13 protein-coding genes and 2 pseudogenes are annotated in these 21,387 nt (G+C 68.6%); 5 read left to right on the top strand and 10 right to left on the bottom strand.

Annotated elements, in window-relative coordinates; all coding sequences use genetic code 11:
* Nucleotides 1-234 precede the first annotated feature (234 nt).
* Both AB0N14_RS28280 and AB0N14_RS28275 read right to left on the bottom strand, forming a co-directional pair.
* Nucleotides 235-445 (bottom strand): annotated as a pseudogene (locus tag AB0N14_RS28280) (transposase); the annotation flags it as partial.
* A gap of 135 nt (nucleotides 446-580) precedes the next feature.
* Nucleotides 581-2,383, bottom strand: a complete 1,803-nt coding sequence (locus AB0N14_RS28275) for a coagulation factor 5/8 type domain-containing protein (RefSeq protein WP_366028531.1) — start codon at nucleotides 2,381-2,383, stop codon at nucleotides 581-583.
* 261 nt (nucleotides 2,384-2,644) lie between these two features.
* Here AB0N14_RS28275 and AB0N14_RS28270 point away from each other — a divergent pair, with 261 nt between their 5' ends.
* Nucleotides 2,645-2,989: a hypothetical protein gene (locus tag AB0N14_RS28270; protein ID WP_366028530.1), complete on the top strand. Its 345-nt coding sequence runs from the start codon at nucleotides 2,645-2,647 to the stop codon at nucleotides 2,987-2,989.
* 346 nt (nucleotides 2,990-3,335) lie between these two features.
* On the opposite strand, the gene AB0N14_RS28265 is transcribed toward AB0N14_RS28270, so the two are convergent.
* The 5 genes from AB0N14_RS28265 to AB0N14_RS28245 all read right to left on the bottom strand — a co-directional run bounded on the left by AB0N14_RS28265 (nucleotide 3,336) and on the right by AB0N14_RS28245 (nucleotide 6,940).
* On the bottom strand, nucleotides 3,336-3,950 hold the full coding sequence (locus AB0N14_RS28265) for a GAF domain-containing protein (RefSeq protein WP_366028529.1): 615 nt from the start codon (nucleotides 3,948-3,950) through the stop codon (nucleotides 3,336-3,338).
* Entirely contained in the window at nucleotides 3,913-4,536 is a 624-nt protein-coding gene (locus AB0N14_RS28260; RefSeq protein ID WP_366028528.1) for an ATP/GTP-binding protein, read from the bottom strand. Before AB0N14_RS28260 ends, AB0N14_RS28265 begins: the two co-directional genes overlap by 38 nt.
* A complete protein-coding gene (locus AB0N14_RS28255; protein WP_366028527.1) occupies nucleotides 4,514-4,900 on the bottom strand; it encodes a DUF742 domain-containing protein in 387 nt (128 codons plus the stop codon). Before AB0N14_RS28255 ends, AB0N14_RS28260 begins: the two co-directional genes overlap by 23 nt.
* Before the next feature lie 3 nt (nucleotides 4,901-4,903).
* On the bottom strand, nucleotides 4,904-5,296 hold the full coding sequence (locus AB0N14_RS28250; protein ID WP_263227256.1) for a roadblock/LC7 domain-containing protein: 393 nt from the start codon (nucleotides 5,294-5,296) through the stop codon (nucleotides 4,904-4,906).
* 75 nt (nucleotides 5,297-5,371) lie between these two features.
* The gene (locus AB0N14_RS28245) at nucleotides 5,372-6,940 is read right to left on the bottom strand and encodes an ATP-binding protein (protein ID WP_366028526.1); all 1,569 of its coding nucleotides are present in this window, start codon (nucleotides 6,938-6,940) and stop codon (nucleotides 5,372-5,374) included.
* 251 nt (nucleotides 6,941-7,191) lie between these two features.
* On the opposite strand from AB0N14_RS28245, the gene AB0N14_RS28240 reads away from it, so the two are divergent.
* Nucleotides 7,192-8,055 (top strand): DUF4328 domain-containing protein, encoded by an 864-nt coding sequence (locus AB0N14_RS28240; protein WP_366028537.1) that lies wholly within the window; start codon nucleotides 7,192-7,194, stop codon nucleotides 8,053-8,055.
* On the opposite strand, the gene AB0N14_RS28235 is transcribed toward AB0N14_RS28240, so the two are convergent.
* Together AB0N14_RS28235 and AB0N14_RS28230 are read right to left on the bottom strand one after the other, a co-directional pair.
* Entirely contained in the window at nucleotides 7,952-9,661 is a 1,710-nt protein-coding gene (locus tag AB0N14_RS28235) for an MFS transporter (RefSeq protein WP_366028525.1), read from the bottom strand. The genes AB0N14_RS28240 and AB0N14_RS28235 overlap by 104 nt on opposite strands.
* 580 nt (nucleotides 9,662-10,241) lie before the next feature.
* A complete protein-coding gene (locus AB0N14_RS28230; RefSeq protein ID WP_366028524.1) occupies nucleotides 10,242-11,444 on the bottom strand; it encodes a cytochrome P450 in 1,203 nt (400 codons plus the stop codon).
* A 438-nt stretch (nucleotides 11,445-11,882) separates the two neighbouring features.
* On the opposite strand from AB0N14_RS28230, the pseudogene adh reads away from it, so the two are divergent.
* The 3 genes and pseudogenes from adh to AB0N14_RS28215 all read left to right on the top strand — a co-directional run.
* Nucleotides 11,883-12,551, top strand: a pseudogene (gene adh / locus AB0N14_RS28225) (aldehyde dehydrogenase); the annotation flags it as partial.
* A gap of 912 nt (nucleotides 12,552-13,463) precedes the next feature.
* A complete protein-coding gene (locus AB0N14_RS28220; protein ID WP_366028523.1) occupies nucleotides 13,464-17,075 on the top strand; it encodes a discoidin domain-containing protein in 3,612 nt (1,203 codons plus the stop codon).
* Between the two features lie 178 nt (nucleotides 17,076-17,253).
* Entirely contained in the window at nucleotides 17,254-17,691 is a 438-nt protein-coding gene (locus AB0N14_RS28215) for a hypothetical protein (protein WP_366028522.1), read from the top strand.
* 51 nt (nucleotides 17,692-17,742) lie between these two features.
* Here the strand turns inward: AB0N14_RS28215 and AB0N14_RS28210 are convergent, their stop codons facing one another.
* Nucleotides 17,743-20,985, bottom strand: coding sequence for a discoidin domain-containing protein (locus AB0N14_RS28210; RefSeq protein ID WP_366028521.1), 3,243 nt, complete (start codon nucleotides 20,983-20,985; stop codon nucleotides 17,743-17,745).
* Between the last annotated feature and the right edge of the window lie 402 nt (nucleotides 20,986-21,387).

Here is a 21,387-nt window from a genome sequence, read left to right as displayed (position 1 = left end):
GCCCGGCGCGGCGGCGCCCCCCCGCCCCGCCCGGGCCCGCGGGCCCCCCCCGGGCAGGCGTTCGGGGATCGCCGGAGCGGGTGTTCGCGGAGCCGGTCTTCGCCGGTGACGTGCCGGGGTGGGGCGGCAGCCGCACGGTGAAGCAGGCTCCGCCCTCCGGTCCCCGTCCCCGGACGGTGATGCGCGCTGCGAGGAGGCCGGTCAGGCGGTGGGCGATGGCCAGGCCTCAAAAGGCACCGTGCCGTGGCCACGCGCTATGACAAGATGTTCCGGCGCGAGCGCCGGGTCGACCAGGGTCTTGACCGGGCCGTCGGTGCACAGCAGTGCGTCGGTCAGCTCGAACAGGGCGTCCCGGCGGCCGCTCAGGCAGTCGTAGAGCTCCCGCCCGGAAGCATGACGGCGTCGCGAACGCCTCTCGCCTGCCCGGCCGTTGCAGCACACTCATCTCTACGGCCCCGGTCTGATCGCGTGGTCCTGGTCGGAGCACAGGATCAGACCGGGGCCGCCCGATGTCCGGCGAACGCCCAGGTGCGCAATCAAGTTCGAATCGCGTGTCGGACCAGGACCTCGAACGACAAGCTCAGGGGTACGACACCACGGTCGACGGGGTGGTGGAGGTGCCCGACGTCGGCGCGCCGGTCTCGTTGATGACGTGCTCGTACTGGCCCTGGCCGCCCAGCGAGACCACGAGCAGGTCGTGGAACCTCACCCCGGGCGCGGCGGGCGCCGAGAAGCCGTTGTGCTGCACGATGGTCGGGTCCACGTTGTAGTAGCAGTAGCTGCCCAGGCCCCAGCCCTCGTGGGTGGTGACCTGGTCGCCGACCTTGTAGGCGGCGTAGCCCTTGACCGGACCGTTCTGGACGGCGGCCTGGTTCGGGGCGTCGTACGCCTTCTCGTTCTGGAAGAAGATCGTGCGGCCCCGCTGCCCGTACCACTGCACGTCGTACTTGTTGAAGTGCTCCACGAACAGGCCGGTGCACAGCACGTCGTCGCCGTTCACGACGATGCCGTAGTCCGCGCGGTTGGTCTCCCAGCCGACGCCGGTGCCGTGGTCGGCGCGCCACAGCCAGGTGTGGTCGACGATGGTGTGCCGGCTGTTGATCACCATGCTCGTGGTCGCCTTGCCGGCGCCCGCGCCGCCGATGCGCACGAACACGTCCTGCACCGTGGTCGGATTGGCCGAGTGGTCCTTCGCCGCGCCCTGCGGGCCGACCTCCAGCAGCGTCGAGGAGTTGACCGGGCCGGCGTCGATCAGGAACCCGGCGAGCCGTACACCGTCGACGTCGGCCACCTTCATCACCGAGGCGCCGTTGTCGGGCACCAACGTCGCGTAACCGAGGCCCAACACCACTGTGTTGGGGCGGTCCACCTGGATCGGCTGGTCCACGTGGTAGATGCCCGGGGTCAGCAGCAGGTGGAGTCCCTGGGCGAGGGCCTGGTTGAGGGTCGCCGCGCTGACGCCGGGCTTCGCGACGTAGAACCGCGACAGCGGCAGGGACGTGCCCCGCGGGGTGCCGTTGCCCCAGGTGACACCCCGCGCGTTCGTGCGTTTCTCGGGCAGGAAGACCCGGAACTCGCTGCCGCTGACGTACAGGAACGGTTTCTCACGGGAGACCGGTGTGGTGTCGAGGGTGGTGTACGGCGGGTTGGGGAAGCTCTGCGCCGGGGCGCCCTGGACGCCGGAGAACACCATGTTCCACACGCCGTTGAGCCAGCTGCCGATCACGCTGTCGCGGGTGTACCACTGCTGCTGCGAGTACGGCCCGACCTGGCCGTCGATCCGGCTGTCCGCGATGTAGCCGCCGCTGGCCCAGCCGTAGCCGGACGGCGCCAGGTTGAGGCCGCCGCGTACGTGCATACGGCGGAACGGCGCGGCCTGTGCCACCGCCCACCGGTTGGTGCCACTGGCGGGTGTCAGGGCCAGGTTCTCCGCAGAACGCCAGAAGTTCTGGGTGGCGTTGCCGTTGAACCAGCCCGCGTCGACCGTGACGTCCCCGTTGATCGTCGTGTCGTCGGGGGAGAGGCCGAGGCCGGCGATGGAGGTGTAGAAGCCGATCTGGGCGTTGAGGCCGTTGTAGGTGCCGGGTTTGAACAGCAGAGCGTAGCGGCCGCTGCCGAACTGGGCCGACTCCTGCTGGTGGAAGACCTGGTCCAGCCTGGCCTGGATGTCCGGGGTGGACGGGTCGAAGACGAGCACGTTCGGTCCGAGATCACCGCCGCCGGGCAGGGCGCGGGGGAGCGTGCGGGACCGGGTGGCGGCCCGCGCCGGAGTGGACACGCCCGCCAGGACGGGCACGGCCGCGGCGGCGGCTCCTAGAACCGTCCGACGGCCCACGGGCGTCGGGGAGTCAGGGGAGTCAGGAGTGGGGGAAGACGGGGGCATGCGCGGCTCTCCTGGTTCAGGAAGTGAACGGAGTGGGGTGTGGGGAGCGCTCTCTCGCCGTTGGATGCTTCATTGGTGTGAAGCACACGTCAAGAGTTGTGACCGACATTCCTCATGCTTTGCATGACAGAGCGTCACATTCCTTACGTGGCCTTCGAGAAGTGATGTCAGTGTTCCGCTGATCCTTTGGTCGATTTCCTTGACGCCCTCGTGTCAACGGCTCAACACTCCAGCGGTGGGAGAGCGCTCTCCACGGACGGGGTGAGCAACAGCTACTGGGGTGCGCCCGCGCCCGGCGCCTCGGTGACGTACACCTTCCGCAAGCCGTTCCGCCTGGTCGACGTGATCACCGCCAACGGCCCGTCCAACGACCCGGAGCAGTACGCCCGCCAGGCACGCGCCCTTCAGATGGACCTGGTGGTGACGACGCGGGATGGCGGGCAGCAGCGCAAGCAACTCACCCTCAGCGACAAGGCCGGCCCGCAGACGATCCCCACCGGCATCAGCGACGTGCGGAGCGTACGCCTGGTCCTGCGCTCGCCCGTGGGTCTGACGACGGGCCGCCAACTGGCCCTCGCCGAGGTCGAGTTCTTCCAACGAGGCTGAGTCGCACCACCCGCGACGCTCGCGACCGGCCTCCATCGGCGCTGCACGCATTCTGATGCGCCACTTCCGCGGTCGCCCCGAGGCCTCAGTCCTCAGGCGCGTTCCACAGCTCGCTCAGTCCGGTCCAGTCGGGTGCCGGGCCCGGCAGCGCGGCGGCCCGGTCAGGGGCCGAGGTGTGCAGCCGGCGAGGACCAGGTGGCGTCCGCCTTGACCGACTGGGTCCGCTTCGTCGTCGTCTCCGGCCTCCGGTGGATGGGCAGAGTCGGCGTGGGGGAGCCGCGGTCGGGTGCTGGACGGCCGCGCCGGGGACGCTCCGGGCGGCCGCGTGCAAGTCCGGCAGCGCCGGTCAGCTGCGACGGTGCGCCGACTCCTCCAGCCGCTCGACGAGTTCGGCAGCCATGGCCTTGATGGTTTCCAGCCCCTTGCGCCCCCACGGCTGGGGGTCCTGGTCGACCACGCAGATCGTGCCGAGCACCACGCCGGTGCTGTCTATCAGCGGTGCGCCCAGGTAGGAGTGGACGCCGATCGCGTCGACCACCGGGTTACCGGCGAACCGCGGGAAGTCCCGGATGTCCTCCAGCACCAGCGCCCGGCGGCGCTTGACCACGTGCGGGCAGATGCCCATGTCGATGTCGCGGGGCATGACGCGGCCCGGCACCGGTTCCTCCAGCAACGGCGGTCCCCCGTGGGCCGTGGTGTCCTGCGCGGCGCTGTACAAGCCTGCGAAGTACTGGCGGTCGGCGTCGAGGAAGAAGTTGACCCCGGCGTAGCAGCCGCCGGTACGGTGTGCCAGTTCCCGTGCGAAGGCGTCGAGTTCCGCATCCGGACGGGCGTCGATGCCCAGCTCGCGCAGCCGCTCGGATCGGGCACGCACCTGTGGGTCCTCCGGGGGGAGGAGCAGGTGGCGCACGGCGATCCCGGACTCACGCCCGGAGGAGGGGTTGGTCGGTGTCGGTGCCATGGGAACTCCTTGTCGTGAGCAGATGCTGAATCAGTTCGAGCAGCACGCGGACGCCCGAGCTCTGGACGCGGGCGTCGCACAGCACCACCGGCACCTCCTGACTGAGGTCGAGTGCGGTCCGCACCTCCTCCCCGCGGTAGCGGTGGGCCCCGTCGAACTCGTTGACGGCGACGACGAAGGGCATGCCGCGCCGCTCGAAGAAGTCCACCGCCGCGAACGAGTGCTCCAGCCTGCGCGTGTCGGCGAGAACGACCGCCCCGAGCGCTCCCTCGGAGAGTTCGTCCCACATGAACCAGAAGCGCTCCTGTCCGGGCGTGCCGAACAAGTACAGGACATGGAACGGACTGAGCGTGATCCGGCCGAAGTCCAGGGCCACCGTGGTGGTGGCTTTGTTCTCCACTCCGTCCAGCCGGTCCGTGGCCGCGCTGACGGCGGTCAGCATCTCCTCGGTACTCAGCGGCTCGATCTCGCTGAGCGCGTTGACGAAAGTGGTCTTTCCCACGCCGAACCCACCGGCGATCAGCACCTTGATGCCCACCGGCAGCACTTCGGCCGGCAGCGGGTCACAGTCGTTTGATGAGGCCATCGCGTACCGCTTCCAGGAGGTCTCGATCAGGTCGTGCGTAGTGGCCCGGGGACGCCGGGTGCGTATCACCTGCGACCACCGCGCCTCCCTCGGCCAGATCGGAAAGCAACACCTTGACCACGGCGGCGGGCACCTGCATCCGGGCCGCGACCTCGGCGACGCTCACCGGCCGCTCGCACAGCGCCAGCACCTGGGCATGCTCCAGGCCGAAGGCGCCCTGCGTCTGGGCGCCAGTGGCCCGCACCATGGTCACCAGCGTGAAGTGGGACGTGGCCCTGGTCCGGCCGTCGCTCACCGTGTAGGGGCGGACCAGCCGCCCGGCCGCTTCGTCGACCAGCGGTCCGTCCGGGAGGACCGGCGTCATCGGTCACCCCACCGGGTGCCGGGGCGGTGTGGCCAGGTGCGGGCGCACGCTCTTCACCATCATCCCCATCTCGTAGCCCAGCACCGCCGCGTCGGCCTCGCGTCCGGCCAGCACGGCCAGCACCGCACCGTGCCCGGCGGAGGAGACGAACAGCAGCGAGGTGCTGAGCTCCGTCACGATCTGTCGTACGTCCCCGCCGTCGTCGAAGTGCCGGCCCGCGCTGCGCGCCAGCGAGTACAGCCCACTGGCGAGGGCGGCCAACTGGTCCGCGGCGTCCTCGTCGAGCCCCTCCGCTGCCTTCACCAGCCCGTCCGAGGACAGCAACAGGGCGCTTCGCGTGTGCGGCACCCGGTTCACCAGACCCGTCAACAGCCAGGAAAGGTCTTCGCTCGCCACGATCGTGTACTCCTCTTCGACGGAAGGAAACAGCTTGCTGGGCGGGGGCCATGGGCCCTCAGGGCGGCTCGGCCGTCAGGGCGTCTCCGCTTCCTCGGCCCTGCGTAGTCCGGCCTGGAACGCGGCCATCAGGCCCGGGTCGTGTGCGATGTCCTCGGAGGCATCGGTGCTGGGGACCGGGTGCGGCCGTTCCGCGGCGTGGCCCTGGCGGCGGCGCTGAGGCAGCTGCGGACGGTCGTCCGCGCCGTCGGAGGGCACTGGGGCGGGCTGGGGTTCGAAATGGGGCACGCGCGGATCCGTAACGACGGTCGCCACTGTCGCCCGGGGATCCGCCACGTCGGGTTCCACCGGGTCCTGCGGCCCCGCGTCAGAGGTCGGGACGGTGTGGTGCGCGGGCGCGGGTACCGCCGGCTGCGGGCCGAGCAGTGCGCCGGGCAGCACCATGACGGCCTGAGTGCCGCCGTAGACATTGCTCAGCAACTGCACGGCGATGTCGTGCCGCTGAGCCAGGACGGAGACCACGTACAGGCCGATCCGGCCGTCTTGCAGCAGCTCGCCGAGGGCGACCTTGTCGGGTGCACTCAAAAGGGTGTTCATCTGGTTGCGCTCGGCCGGGGACATGCCCAGACCCCGGTCCTCGACCTCGATCGCCACCCCCGCGGCCACGGGCTCCACCCGCACGTGCACGGTGGTCTGGGGCGGTGAGAACACCGTCGCGTTCTCCAGCAGCTCGGCCAGCAGATGGACGACGTCGACCACGGCGTGGCCGCTGACCGTTCCCTCGATGGGCGGGACCAGCTTGACGCGGGCGTACTGGTCGATCTCGGCGACGGCGGAACGCAGCACGTCGGTCAGGCCGACGGGTCGGGTCCACTGGCGGTGGGTGTTCGCGCCACCGAGCACGGCCAGGTTCTCGGCGTAGCGGCGGATCCGGGTGGACAGGTGGTCCACCCGGAACAGCCCCTTGAGCAGGTCGGGGTCCTCGACCTCGTTCTCCAGGTCGTCCAGCAGGCCGATCTCTCGGTGCACCAGCGACTCCAGGCGGCGTGCCAGGTTGGCGAACACCTCGAACTGCTCCAGCCGGGAGTTGTGTTCCGCACCGACCACCCCGGCGGCGGTCTCCAGCAGGGCTGCCTCCGCCTCCTGTCGGGTCGCGGCGATCTCGAATCCGAGGCGGGAGAGTTCGTCCGGGCCGGTCTGCGGCGGCAGTTCCGGCCGGCGCCGCGCAGGCCGCTCCCCGGCCCGCAACCGGCGGCACAACAACTCCAGTTCGGTCCTGCCCTCGGCCGTGATACGGGTCAGCTCGGCCAGCTCGGCACGGTTCCGGTCGGCCGCGCGGGACAGCTCCGCCCAGTGTGTGTCGACTGCTCGTGCCTCCGCCGAAGCCCGTATGCCCGCGATCCCCGCCGCCATGGTGCCGATGAGCACCACGCCGCCGAACACCGCGCCCCGGTCCGCCCGGTCCAGGTGGCCATCGCGGACCAGCGCGGTGGCCACCGCACCGGCCACGGCGACCACGCTCGGTGGCAGCACGGACGACAGCACCAGACGCCGCCTCAAGGCCCCGGCTCGCGACTCGGCCGTCACACGGGAGATCACGGGCGGCCTCGGCCGGTCGTCCGGCGGCACGGAAGGATCAGGCATAACAGTCCCCGGGCAGTGTGATGATCAGGCCGAGCGCGCACGTTATCGCGCACCAGGACCCCGGCGTCAGCCCCTGGCGCGTACAGAAATCGAACCGTTGTCCTCAAGTTCGCTTCGAAGCGCCCGTCCCAGGCGTGCGAGTGGGGAAGGGGCCACCAGCACTGGGGACAGCATCGCGCCCGCGGCCGTCACCAGCAGCCTGGTGCTTGCATTCCACGGATGCGTCGCTGAAGGAGTCCGGGTTCACGTCGATGGTCTTCGTATATGCAATGACGGCGGCAGCGGTGTTGCTCCTTGTATGGCCGGGGCGCTGTCGGCGTAACGCGCAGAGTCTCACCGGGACATCTGTCGGAACATCCGGAGTCTGGGCTGTCGTGGCGTGGTTCATCCCCGTGATCAACTGGTGGTTTCCGCGCCAGTTCGTGTTGGACATCGAGCGCGCGAGTGCCGGCGCGTCGCAAAAGGCGAGCAACGCGGCTTTGGTGAACGCCTGGTGGGCTAGCAGACCGACCCGGACACCGGCACCACGACGTTCGACAAGTACGACGACCTCAGCAACCTGCTGCAGACCACCTACGCGCGGCCAGACGCTCTCGTACGCCTACGATGTGCTGGACGGCAAGACCGCCGAGTCCTCCGGCGCCTGGTCCGCGACCCCGGACACGAGCAAGGAACTCGCGTCCTTCAGCTATGACACCCTGGCCAAGGGACACCCAACCTCCTCGACCCGCTATGTGGGCGGCGCGGGCGGAGACGCCTGCCCCCAGGCCATCACCGACTACACCACCGACTACCAGCCCACCGGCGCCGCCACCAGCGTTCCGACATCAACCGGTTTCCCCAGCAACGGCACCGGCAGCAACTCCAACACCTACACCGTCAAGTACAGCTACACGGAATGGCCGGGGGCTGGGCTGCCCCCGGTGGCAGCCGCGCGGATGATGGCCGACGCGGACAGCCTGGGTGGGCAGCGCAAGGGCTGCCCTCCCAGGCTGGAGGGTGGCCGCGGGATCAGTCGCCCTTCTCGGCGAGGGCCGCCAGTTCACGATCCACGGCGCGCTGGTGCTCCACCGCCTCATCGCGGGCCTTGCGCGGGCTCCAACGGCCGGTCATGACGAAGACGAACGGCAGGAAGAGCACTTGTCCGGCGACACAGATCAACCACCAGGTGCGCCACTGTTCGGGGCCCTGGGCTGCGGCGGTCTTCACCTGTGATCCGTAGCGTTGCAGCAGAGCCAACTGTGGCCGGGCCCTGCGCACGGTGGCCAGGTCGTCGGCCCCGACCTCGCGCACCGCCTGAGCCGCCAGTGCCGGCGGGACTGCGGTCGGAGGGTACGCCTCGAGTTGTGCGAAAAGCCGCGGGTGCGCGTCGATGATGGCCAAAGCAGGGGCGGCCTGGACGCTAGCTGCCTTGACCTGGGCGCCATGCTCGACCAGTGGTGTGGCCGACGTCACCACGACCGGGACGAACGCTGTGGAGATTGCGACCACCGCCCGGATGATCCATCCCCACACGGCCAGACCGGTCGCCGTAGCGGCCGGGTTCTGCTTCTCCACGGTTTCGGTGAAGCTCGCCATCCAGGGTGCGTAGGTCACGCCGGTGAGCACACCGATGGCGACGAACAGTGCGGCAAAGGTGTAGTAACCGGTTTGCGGCTCTGTGGCGTGCAGGGCGAAGAGCGTGGTGACCGCGATCGAGCCGATGGCTCCGACGATCATGAACGGTTTGCGCACCTTCAGCTTGTCGGAGAGTAGCCCCGCCGCCACCAGCGCGACCGCGTTGGCCGCCCAGTACCAGTTGGCCAGCCCGTTGGTGCGCTGCTCGCTGTAGCCGAAGGTCGCGGCGAAATAGACGACGAAGTTTCCCACAGCGCCGAAGTAGAGCAGGAGGAAGAGGCTGACAGCGGTGGCCGAGCCGACGATGTCCAGCCGCAGCATCTGCCGCCAGTGGCCCTCGGCCGCCGTCCTCGGATTGATGCCCTTGGCCCGCGCTTCGACCAGCGCACGGTCGCGGAGGCTGACCATGATCTGGTCACGCAGCCCGGGCGACAGCTCGCGCAGCCCCAAGAGTGCCAACACGAAGACGGCAAGCCCGGCCCAGCCGGAGTAGCGCAGCTCGTCCTGCCAGCCGGCGAAGGACAGGGTGCTGCTGGTGACGACGGTGACGACCAGGCTCCCGATGACCGGGCCCATGGTCCAGTAGCCCATTGCGGTGGCTCGGCCGAGCTGCGGAGAGAAGTCCCGGATCAGTGCCGGCGTGGCCACCAGCACGATGCCTTCGATGAAGCTGAGGCAGGCGAAGAGCACCAGGTAGGTGCCCTTGTCCGGGGCGTTGGGCAGGCCGAGGAGGCTGAGCAGGGCGGCGATGAGAAGCCCGTAGACCACCATGTTGGCCCGGCCCCAGCGGTCGGCGAGGCCCGCCACGAGCGAGGCGAAGGCGCCGACCGCGTTGCCGATGACGGAGACCCACACGAAATAGCTGTAGGTCATGTGGAAGTGCGTGATGATCGACGTGGCGACCGCGTACTGCACGTAGAGGGCGTAGTACAGGACCACGGTGGTCAACACCACGATCGCCAGGTACGCCATGCGGCGTGAGGTGACAGGGTAGTGGTTCAACTCGCGGCGCCACAACCGGGCGGCGCGGCCGGGAGTTTCCGGCCTGCCGGTATCGGCTGGTCTGAGATTCGTGTCGTCGGGCGAAGCAGGCATGGCAGTCATGCGGCGGCTCCTGGGTACGGGCCCATGGGCCCGGTGCGGTGGGTGCGGACAGTGCACGCCGTGCGGCGCGGCTGGCACGAGCACTGTTCGGCCGGGTGGGCCGAACCCCGGGGTCTCTGTGTCCAGACGGGGAGGATGTGCGCAGAGGCTAGTACCGACCAGTCGGTACGACCTAGAGGTGTGCATGGGGATGCCGAAATGTGACCTTGGGTCCGGTCACGCCGGGACCGGGAGTGTCTGATCAACGGTGGGTTCGGCCACCGAGCAGCCGCACCGGGCCAAGCGACGCTGCGGGTGCGGATACATCATCCGGCCTGTTCAGGCGGCCTGTTGATACGCGTGGGGGTTCCGCCGAGGAGGTCTCGCCGGCGTACCGCCCGATGTCTGATCTGCGCCGGCTCGTTGATCGGTTGGGGCGGGGGAGGAGCGGCTTGGCTCAGGGCTCGGTGCGGCCGATGGCCGTTGTAGAAGTTCCGGAAACCTGGCCCGGGCGGATGGTTCGTCGCGGTGCGGCAGCATCCTCCACGACGACACGCACGAGTCCTGACCAGCACGGATGAGGTATTCCGCAAGCGCGAGGTCAGGACTTCCACCGCACCGGCAGCTGACGCGGGCCTCGGATGAGCATGCCGGGGCGCCAGGTCAGGGCGGCCGGGTGGGCGTCGAGTGCGAGGTCGGGGCAGCGCTCCAGCAGGGCACGGATCGCGATCCGAGCCTCCATGCGGGCGAGCGGCGCGCCGAGGCAGTAGTGGATGCCGTGACCGAAGGCGACATGACCGCCTGCGGGCCGTCGGATGTCGAAGCGGCCGGGGTCGGGGAAGCGTGCCGGGTCATGGTTCGCGTCGGCCAGGGCCACGAGGACCAGTTCACCACCGCCGGGGATGACCGTAGTGCCGATCTCGACCGGTTCGGTGGTGAACCTGAACGTCGGCGTCTCCACCGGCCCGTCGTAGCGCAGCATCTCCTCCACCGCGTTGTCGATGAGCGTCATGTCCGCGCGCAGTGCGGCGAGTTGGCCGGGATGGGTCAGCAGGGCCAATACGCCGTTGGAGATCAGATTGACCGTGGTCTCATGCCCCGCGACCAGCAGCAGCCAGGCGGTTCCGCGCAGTTCGTCCGCGGACAGCCGGTCGCCGTCCTCGTCGGTGGTGCGGATCAGGGCGCTCATGAGGTCCTGGCCTGAGGCCTGGCGCTTGCGCTCCAACAAGTCGGTGAGATACCTGCCGACCTCACCCGTCGCCGCCAGCCGCGCCCCCGGGTCGGGATCGGTGAGGATCGTGCTGGTCCAGGCGCGGAACGCGGCCCGGTCGAGCATCGGCACACCGAGCAGCTCGCAGATAACCGAGATCGGAAGCGGGAACGAGAGTGCCTCGACGAGATCGGCCCGCCCTTCCGGGAGTGCCACCATCGCGTCGAGCAACTCGTCGGTGATCTGCCGCACCCGCGGCGAGAGGTGCTCGATCCGGCGCGGAGTGAACTCGCGGACGACCAGCTTGCGCAGCCGTTCATGGTCTGGAGGATCGGAGTTGAGCATGTGGGGTCCCGCAGATGGACTGGGGATCGGAAAGGAAGGCGAGGCGTTCTCCCACTGCTTGGACAACCGCGGATCCACAAGCGCGGCCCGCCCGGCCTCGTACCCGACGACAAGCCAGGCCTCCGCACCCTCGGGAATCCGCACCTTGTGTACGGGGCCGCGCTCCCGCAGCGCTGCGTAAACCGGATACGGATCGCGGACGAAGTCCTCGTCCATCGCCACCAGATCGATCACCTCGGCTGCCGCCATCCCCTGCCCCCGTCTCCTGGCTCGCTCCGACGCTAGCAATGGGCGCCGCTTCGTCGAAGGACGCATTCAGCCGAACCGGGTCGGGGAGAACCGGCGGCCCGTGGTCGGCGAGGGCGCGCTCGGCGACCGCCGTAATCGATGCGCAGACGTTGCGCACAGCAGGATCCACCGGGAGCCACATTCGCCCACGCTCCGGCGGGAGTTCCTGGCTGCAAAGCCATGATCGAAGAGGGCGCCACGCGTGAGCCCGCCGAACTGCGCCCCCACAAAGTGCCACGGGGAGGACAGCGGCTCCCCGGCCAGTTTCTGGCTGGGGAGGCCGCCCGCTCCACCCGTCCGCGTCCTCTGTGCTGGTGCGGGGCCTGCGAAGGGCGATGAACGTGCTCACTTCCCTCAAGCTCCGTGGCAGGTGCATGGCAAACTCGCTGAGCCGGCCGCTTCCACGAGCCGCTGGGCGTGGTCGGCCAGATCATTCCGTGGAACTTCCCGATCCTGATGGCCGCCTGGAAGCTGGCGCCCGCGCTGGCCGCCGGTAACTGCGTGGTCATCAAGCCCGCCGAGCAGAACCCGGTCAGCCTGCTGCTGGTGATCGAGCTGATCGCGGATCTGCTTCCGCCCGGCGTGCTCAACGTCGTCAACGGCTTCGGCGTCGAGGCGGGCAAACCGCTGGCCTCCAGCTCGCGCGTGGCCAAGGTGGCCTTCACCGGCGAGACGACGACCGGCCGCCTGATCATGCAGTACGCGAGCGACAACATCATCCCCGTCACGCTGGAGCTGGGCGGCAAGAGCCCCAACATCTTCCTGCCCGACGTGATGGCCGCCGACGACGACTTCCTGGACAAGGCGGTCGAGGGCTTCGTGATGTTCGCCCTCAACCAGGGCGAGGTGTGCACCTGCCCGTCCCGCGCCCTGATCCACTCGTCGATCTACGACGAGTTCATGGCCCGCTGCGTCGAGCGCACCAAGGCCATCGTCAGCGGCGACCCGCTGGACCCGCACACCACGATCGGCGCCCAGGCCAGCAACGACCAGTACGAGAAGATCCTCTCCTACATCGACATCGGCAAGCAGGAGGGCGCCGAACTCCTCACCGGCGGTGCGGTGGCCGCCACCGTCCTCGAAGCCACCAGTGGTCGCGGAGTTGACGTCTCCTTCGACGCGATGGGCTCACCGCAGACCCGCAGGGACTGCCTGCCGAGCACAGTGCCCGGCGGCGGGCTTGTCCTCGTCGGGCCGCACAAAGGCGAGACATCCTTCCCGGCCCCGACTAGATCATCCGGTCCCAGGTCACGCTCAGCGGAGTCTTCGCGTACTCGGTGGCCAACTTCCGCACCGCACCGCACTGCAGTGGCTCGAGGCGGGTCGGATCTGCCTGCGGGAGGGCGTCGTCGTGGCGCCGCTGTCGGACGGACCGCAGTGGTAGCCCGCTCAGCTGCCCCTCGAGCGCAGCGACCTGGTGGCGCAAGGCCAGGATCTCTACATCCTTCCCACGCGTTCGTCATGCGCAGGTATGCCAGTCGCAGCAGCACCACCACCCATCATGTCGCAGTGATCGTGCTCACGTGGGTGCATGCAGACGTCCACCGCGCCATGCCGCTCAGACACCCGCGACAGCTACTCCCACCTGCATGGATGAGGTATTCGGCATGAGCAAGGTGTGGATGGCCGGATGGCGGCCGGCACGACTCGAGATCAGCGATCAGCCTGCCACCCGCGCGGATGATCTATCGGCACCCGCACGCATGCCGGCCGGACCGGTGTACGTCACGGCCGGGTGACGCCTGCCGCGGTCGCCGTCCGGCTCGCCGGGAGGGTGGCAAGTGCCCGCGCTGCCGCATTCGTTGACGAGTGCATTGCTGCTCTGTAACTTCCTTTCAGTTACTTGTTCTGATTTTTCGTCAGGCTATGGCTATTGGACGAGGCCATCGCCGTAATTTTCCGAGCAGGTGTGGCCGTCAACGCACCGAGTTCGTCAACCCTCGCATCCGTATCCCACCCCCCAAGGAGCCGAGGACGAGGATGAGAACCACCGGAAGATCCTCCGCGCTGCCCGCGTCAGGCCGGCAGCGAACCGCCGTCGTCGCAGTGCTCAGCATGCTGGCCGCACTGCTGGCAGTGCTGCAGGCCGGACCCGCCCACGCCGCCGGGAGCGACCTGGCGGCGGGCAAGACCATGAGCGCCGGCAGCTACACCCAGACCTACACGCCGGCCAACGCCAACGACGGCAACCAGGCCACCTACTGGGAGAGCGCCAACAACGCCTTCCCGCAGTGGCTGCAGGTCGACCTGGGCGCGACAACCAGCGTCAACCAGCTCGTGCTGCAGGTGCCGGTGGCCAACTGGCCCGCCCGCACCCAGACGCTGTCGGTCCAGGGCAGCACCGACGGCAGCAACTTCACCACCATCGTGGCGTCCGCCTCGTACACGTTCGATCCGGCCACCAACAGCACGGTCACCATCAACTTCGCGGCAACCGGCACCCGTTACCTGCGGACGCTGATCACGGCCAACACCGGATGGTCGGCGGCCCAGATCTCCGAGTTCCGGGTGTACGGGCCGAGCACCGCCGACACCACGCCCCCCGCCGCGCCCGGCACCCTGACCTACACCCAGCCGCAGGCCGGTCAGATCGCCCTGTCGTGGGGAGCGTCAACCGACAACGTCGGCGTCACCGCCTACGACGTCTACCGCAACGGCGCGCTGGCCGTCACCGTCGGCGGCACCACCTTGACGTGGACCGACAACCAGCCGGGCACGGCGACGGTGTCGTACTACGTCAAGGCGCGCGACGCCGCCGGCAACGTCTCGCCCGCCGGCAACACCGTCACCCGCACCGGCACCACCGGCAGCGGCACCAACCTGGCGCTGCACAAGCCGATAACCGGTAGCCCGTACACGTACACCTACGCACCGACGAACGCGAACGACGGCGATCTCACCACGTACTTCGAGGGGTCCTCGTACCCGAGCCGGCTCACCGTGCAGCTCGGCGCGAACGCCGACGTCACCTCCGTCGTGGTGAAGCTCAACCCGGCCTCGGCCTGGTCCACCCGCACCCAGACCATCCAGGTGCTCGGCCGTGAGCAGAGCGCGACGGACTTCACCAGCATCTCGGCCGCGAAGACGTACACCTTCGACCCCGGCACCGGCAACACCGTCACCATCCCGGTGAGCGCCACGGTCGCGGACGTCGAGCTGAGCATCACCAGCAACAGCGGAGCCCCCGGCGGCCAGGTCGGCGAGCTCCAGGTGATCGGCACGCCGGCCCCGAACCCCGATCTGACCGTCTCCGCGTCCTCGTGGTCCCCGTCCGCCCCGGTGGAGACCGACTCGGTCACCGCGTCCGCCACGGTCGCCAACGTGGGCACCGCGGCCTCTCCGGCCTCCAACGTCAACTTCTACCTGGGCAGCACCAAGGTCGGCACCGCCCCCGTCGGCGCGCTGGCGGCCGGCGCCTCCGCCAAGGTGTCCGCAGTGATCGGCACGCAGACGGCCGGTACGTACCAGCTCACCGCCAAGGTGGACGAGGCGAAGAGCTTCATCGAGCTGAGCTACGACAACAACGCCTACACCAACCCGAACAACCTTGTCGTCGCGCCGGTACAGAGCTCGGACCTGGTCGGAACCGTGGACTGGACCCCGAACAACCCCTCCGCGGGCAAGACCGTCAAGTTCTCGGTGACACTGAGGAACCAGGGCACGGTCGCCTCGGGCAGCGGTTCCCACGGCGTCACGCTCACCCTGCTCGACAGCACCGGCAAGACGCTCACCACCCTCACCGGCTCCTACACCGGCACGATTGCCGCCGGTGCCAGTGCCCCGCCGGTGAGCCTGGGCAGCTGGACGGCCGTCAACGGCAAGTACACGGTGCACACCGTGATCGCCGTCGACACCAACGAGCTGTCGGTCAAGCAGGCCAACAACACCAGTGACACCTCGCTGTTCGTCGGCCGCGGCGCCAACATGCCCTATGACGTCTACCAGGGCGAGGACGGCCAGATCGGCGGCGGCGCCGCCGTGGTCGGCCCCAACCGCACCATCGGTGACCTGGCCGGTGAGGCGTCCGGGCGCAAGGCCGTCACTCTGAACACCACCGGCGCCTACGTGCAGTGGACCACCCGGGCCGGCACCAACACCCTGGTGACCCGCTTCTCCATCCCGGACGCACCCGGCGGCGGCGGTGCCACGGCCACCCTGAACGTCTACGTCGACGGCACCTTCCTGCAGACCATCACGCTGAACTCCAAGTACGCCTGGCTGTACGGCGCGGAGACCGGCCCGGGCAACAACCCCAGCGCCGGATCGCCGCGTCACATCTACGACGAGGCGCACGTGATGCTCGACCGGACCGTGCCCCAGGGCAGCGTCATCAAGCTGCAGAAGGACTCGTCCAACACCTCGCAGTACGCGATCGACTACATCAACACCGAGCAGGTCGCCCCGGTGGCCAACCCGGACCCGAACGCCTACGTCACCCCTGCCGGCTTCGGCCAGCAGGACGTGCAGAAGGCGCTCGACACCGTCCGGCAGGACACCACGGGCAAGCTCGCCGGCGTCTACCTGCCCGCCGGGCAGTACCAGACCACCGGCAAGTTCAACGTCTACGGCAAAGCCGTCAAGGTGGTGGGCGCAGGACCCTGGTACACCCAGTTCAACTCCCCCGCCACGTCGGAGAACTCGGACGTCGGCTGGTCGGTGCAGAGCAGCGCCAACGGCTCCACTTTCCAGGGCTTCGGCTGGTTCGGCAACTACACCTCCCGCATCGACGGGCCCGGCAAGGTCTTCGACCTGACCGACGTCTCCAACATCACCGTCGACGACATCTGGGTCGAGCACCAGGTGTGTGCCATCTGGGGCACCCATGTGAACGGGCTGAAGGCGACGAACATGCGGATCCGCGACACCTTCGCGGACGGCATCAACCTCACCAACGGAAGCCAGAACAACCTGGTGAGCAACGACGAGGCCCGGTCGACCGGCGACGACAGCTTCGCGCTCTTCGCGGCCCAGGACCACAACTCCTCGGACCTGACCAACAACACCTTCCAGAACCTGACCGCGCTGACCCCGTGGCGGGCGGCGGGTGTCGCCGTCTACGGCGGTGAGAACAACACCCTGCAGAACCTGTACGTGGCCGACACGCTGACCTATGCGGGCATCACCATCAGCTCGCTGAACTTCGGCTATCCCTTCCAGGGATTCGGCACACAGCCGACCACCATCCAGAACGTCTCGCTGGTGCGCGACGGTGGCCACTTCTGGGGAGGGCAGGTGTTCCCCGCGATCTGGCTGTTCTCCGCGACTCAGCCGTTCCAGGGGATCCGGGTGAACGACACCGACATCGTCGACCCGACGTACGCCGGCATCATGTTCCAGACCGACTACGCGGGCGGCACGGCGCTCAACCCGATCAAGGACACCGTCTTCACCAACACGTCCATCACCGGGGCACAGCAGAGCGGAGACGCCTATGACGCGAAGTCCGGCTATGGCATCTGGGCCAATCCGATGCCCGAATCGGGACAGGGCCCGGCCGTGGGCTCGGCGACGTTCAACCACCTGACCCAGACCAACAACCACATCGACATCTACAACCCGACCACGACCTTCACCATCAACGTCAATCCCTGACGGCAACGCGCCCGGGGGCCGGCCCACAACCGCGTGGGCCGGCCCCCGGGCCGTTGTGTGCAGTGCTTCTTTCGAAGCGCTGGGCGATATTTTCTTTATTGCATAGGGATCTTGCGACTTTTCAACAGCTCTATACGGTCGTGGCGCCCGTCTCCCACATTCCTTGAAGGAGCATCCGATGCGTCGGCCGCCGACGCATCGGATGTGCGCCGCGAGCACAGCGGCGGGCGCCACCACTCCGTCCATCACCTATGAGGCCGAGGCCGGCACCCTGGGCGGGGGTGCCGGCAGGGTGTCGCTGACCTCGGCGCCGACGACGCAGTACTCGAGCGCTGCACTCGAGGCGTCCGGGCACGCGTACGTCCATCTCGGCGCCACCGGTCAGTCGGTGCAGTGGACGAACAACACGGGCCAACCCATCAGCTTCATCAACGTCCGGGGCGGCATTCCCGACTCCTCGTCGGGCGGTGGCACCACCGGCAGACTGAACCTGCACGTCAACGGCACCTTCCGGCAGGCGCTGAACCTCAACTCCAATGCCTGGCCCTTCCGTACCCGGCCGCCGGACCAGCGGCGTTCCGCCCGCGGCCCGGCCGACAGGCGAGTGACGGCATGAGGGTGCCGCCGAGCGCCAGGGGACTCGGCGGCACACTGGGTTCGGGTCAGATCAGGTGTTCCAGACCTGGAACTCCGAGATCTGTCCCGCCGGCCAACCGGTGTTCGCCGTGATGTTCACCCGGAAGTACCGCTGGGTGGTCGCGGGGAAGGTGATGGTGACCGTGTTGCTGGTGGCGGGATCGAAGGTGTACGTGGCCGACGCCTTGACGGTGGAGAAGGTGGTGCCGTCGGTGCTGCCCAGCAGCGACAGCGTCTGGCCGCGGGAGCCCCAGCCGGCGGGCAGCTGCAGGACCACCCGGCTGGCGCTCTGCTGGGAGCCGAGGTCCACCTGCACCCACTGCGGCAGGGCGTTGTTGGCGCTCTCCCAGTAGGTGCTCTGGTTGCCGTCGGTGACGTTCGACGACGCGTAGGTCTGGGTGTGGCTGGACTCGCTGGTGGCCTTGCCGGCCGCGAGATTGGTGCTGACGGTGCCGGAGCCGCTGCCGCTGGGGAACACCTCGAAGTCCGACAACTGGGCTGCGTTCCACCCGCTGTTCGCGGTGATGTTCGCCCGCACGTAGCGCGCCGTGGTGGGGTTGAAGGTGATGGTCACGGTGTTGTTGTTGGTGTTGGGATCGAAGGTGTATCCGGCCGACCCCACGATGGTCGAGAACGTGGAGCCGTCCGTGGATCCCTGCAGTGACAGGGTCTGCGTGCGGGCCCCCCATGCCGTCGACGGCGGCAGCTTGAGGACGACCTTGCCGATGCCGTAGCTCTGGCCGAGGTCGACCTGGGCCCACTGCGGGAACGAGCCGTTGGTGCCCTCCCAGTAGGTGGACGGGTCGGAGTCGGTGAGGTTCGAGGCGACGTACGGGCTGTTGCTCGAACTGGCCGACGCCGGCTGGCCGGCTGCCACGTTGGTGCTGCTGTCGATGCCGCTGCCGACGAGGGCCACCGTGAGCGGGTTGTTGTTCGCGTTGCTGGACACGGTGAGGGTGCCGGTGCGGGATCCGGGGGCGGTGGGCTTGAAGGTGACGCTCACCGTGCAGGACGCACCGACGGCGACGGTGGAGCAGTTGTTGGTCTGGCTGAAGTCGCCGGTCGCCGCAACGCTGGATACGGCCGCCGTGGTGGTGCCGGTGTTGGTCACCGTCACCGTTTTCGCGGTGGCGGAGGAGCCGACCACCGTGCCGGGGAAGGACAGGTTCGCCGGGTCGGCCTTCAGCACAGGGCCGGCGGCGGTGCCGGTGCCGGAGAGGCTGACGGTGTTGGTGGTGCCACCCGCGTCGATGGTCAGCGTTCCGGTGCGGGTGCCGGTCGCCGTCGGCGAGAAGGTGACGCTGACGGTGCACGAGCCGTTCGCCGCGATGGAGCTGCCGCAGTTGTTGGTCTGGGCGAAGTCGCCGCTGGTGGAGATGGAGGAGACGGAGGCGGACGAACCGGTCGGGTTGGAGACCGTGACGTTCTGCGCCGCGCTGGTCGTACCGGTGGCCTGCGAGCCGAAGCTCAGCGCGCTCGGGGAGGCGGTGACCGTGCTGGCGGGATACGGCGGGTAGACCGGGGTGGGCCACGGGCCGCAGTACGCCGCCCCGCTGATGCCCGAGTTGCCGCCGCCGTCGGTCACCGTGAAGTTGCCGCCCTCGCAGCTGTAGACGGGTGCGGGCCCGTTGACGCCGGTCGCGGTGACGTTGGTGAAGCTCGCCGAGCCGCCGGTCTGCTCCTGAAGAGCGAAGGTGCCGGTCCCGGCGATGGTCACGTTGTTGAGGTTGACACCGCTGACGGTGCCCTCGACCCACTGGATCGCCTCATAGGGGCTCTGCTGGATCAGCGCGTTGGTCACGTTGATCGGGCCGTTGATGGCCCCCTGGCTGCCGTCGAACCACAGAGAGCCGACCCCGAACTGCCAGTTGGGGTCGAGACTTCCGTTGCGGATCAGCGTGTTGTTGGAGATGGTCGTGGTGCCGACCGGGGTGGAGCTGAAGCGCTGTCCGACGTGGATGCCGCCACCCTGGGTGATGCCGGTGTCCTGCACGAGGTTGCCGCTCACAGTGTTGTCGTGCCCGCCGTAGATCGCGATGCCGTTGGCGAGCATCTGCAGCTGCACCGTGTTGTTGGAGATGGTGTCGTTGGCGTCCGCGCCGATGCCGGCGTCCGCCCAGGTCGCGATGCCGTCGTCGCCCGTGTTGCGGATGTCGCTGCCCGTGACCTTGGAGTTGGTCACGCCGCCGTGGAAGTTGATGCCGTCGGCGGTGGTGTCGCGGATCCGCATGCCGCTGAAGGTCAGGCCGTCCATCGGCCCGTCCATCCAGGCGCCGACCTTCTCGTGCTCGATCCACACGTTGGACACGGTGGAGTTGCTCATCGCGCCGCCGATGCCGTTCACCTGCGCGCCGTCGTTGCGGTCCTGGACGTCACCGGAGATCGCGAAGTTCTGCAGGTGCACGCCGGTGCTCGGCGAAGGCGCGGAGTTGCCGTAGAAGCCCGGCGCCGACCCGGAGACCGTCGAGTACCACATGCCCGCGCCGGCGATCGTCACGTTGTTCACCGCGATGTGGCCCGGGATCTTGTACGTGCCGGGCGGGATCCACACGGTGCCACCGGCGCCTGCGGCGCTGATCGCCGAGTTGAAGGCGCTGGTCGAGTCGTTGACTCCGGTCGCGTCCGCGCCCTTGCCGGTCACCGACACCGAGCCCGCCGGCTGCGTCAGCGGGGCACCGACCTGCTCGAAGTCGGCGAAGTCGATGGTGTAGGACGTTGCGGTGTCCTCAGGGTCCACCTGTAGCTTGAAGGTGGTCCCGGCCGGATAGGTCTGCGTGAAGAGGCGATGGGCCTCGTCGAAGAAGTGGTGCGGGTTGCTGCCCGGGCTGTTGGTGAAGGGGTAGCTGCCGTAGAACCAGCTGTATGCGTTGGTCAGGGTGAAGTTGCTCTGCTTGGTGCCGTTGATGTAGAGGGACAGCGGCGCGTTGTAGACGGACCCGTTCGAGCTGTCCGGGATGCTGTACCGGAAGTTGATCGAGTTCGTGGCCACCGGGGTGGTGAAGGTGACGTACTTGCCCGCTCCCTGCAGCGTCACGGCCTTGCGGTAGGAGGCTTCGTCGGCCAGCTGGCCCTGGGTGTAGCTGGGGCCGATGGCGCTGCCGTTGGTGGCGGCGTTCTCCGCCTGGACCTCCGCATAGGGCAGGGCGGCACCGCTGCCGCCGGTGGCGGCGGCCCATGCCGAGGGCGCCGTCAGGAGGATGCCCGTGGCGACCAGCAGTGCGCTACTGCCGCCCAGGGCGACCGCGCGTCTGAGTGTGCGTAGGGAATGTAGCAAGGGTTGCTCCTTGGGACCGAAGCCGTCGTGAGGCGTGCCGCCGTCGGGTGGGGGTGCCCGAGGTCAAGTGCCCTTGGGCACGACGCAGCGCTTCGCCGGCCCTTCGTGGCCGGGCAAGGTCGAGCAGGTGCCAACAGGTGGAGAGGGAGGATCCGATCACAGACGGCGGCGCGTGCAGCACCGTATTGGCTCGGACAGATACGAGCAATATTCCGACTAGACCTTTGTTTCGTCCTTACTTTTTTTTGTAAACTTTCGATGTCCAGCATCGTGGTCGCGCCGACGCATGGAGAAGGCCTCCGCTCCTGGGCAGGGTGCCCCGGCCCCGGCGTCGGATCGTCCCCGGTGCAGCTTTCTCGCCGTGGCTGTCCCGACGTTCTTGCTGCAAGAACTGACGAATTT

This window comes from Streptomyces sp. NPDC051104, from assembly GCF_040682835.1.
GTDB classification, from domain to species: Bacteria; Actinomycetota; Actinomycetes; order Streptomycetales; family Streptomycetaceae; genus Streptomyces; species Streptomyces cynarae.
This window is presented reverse-complemented; position numbering and strand designations above follow the sequence as displayed.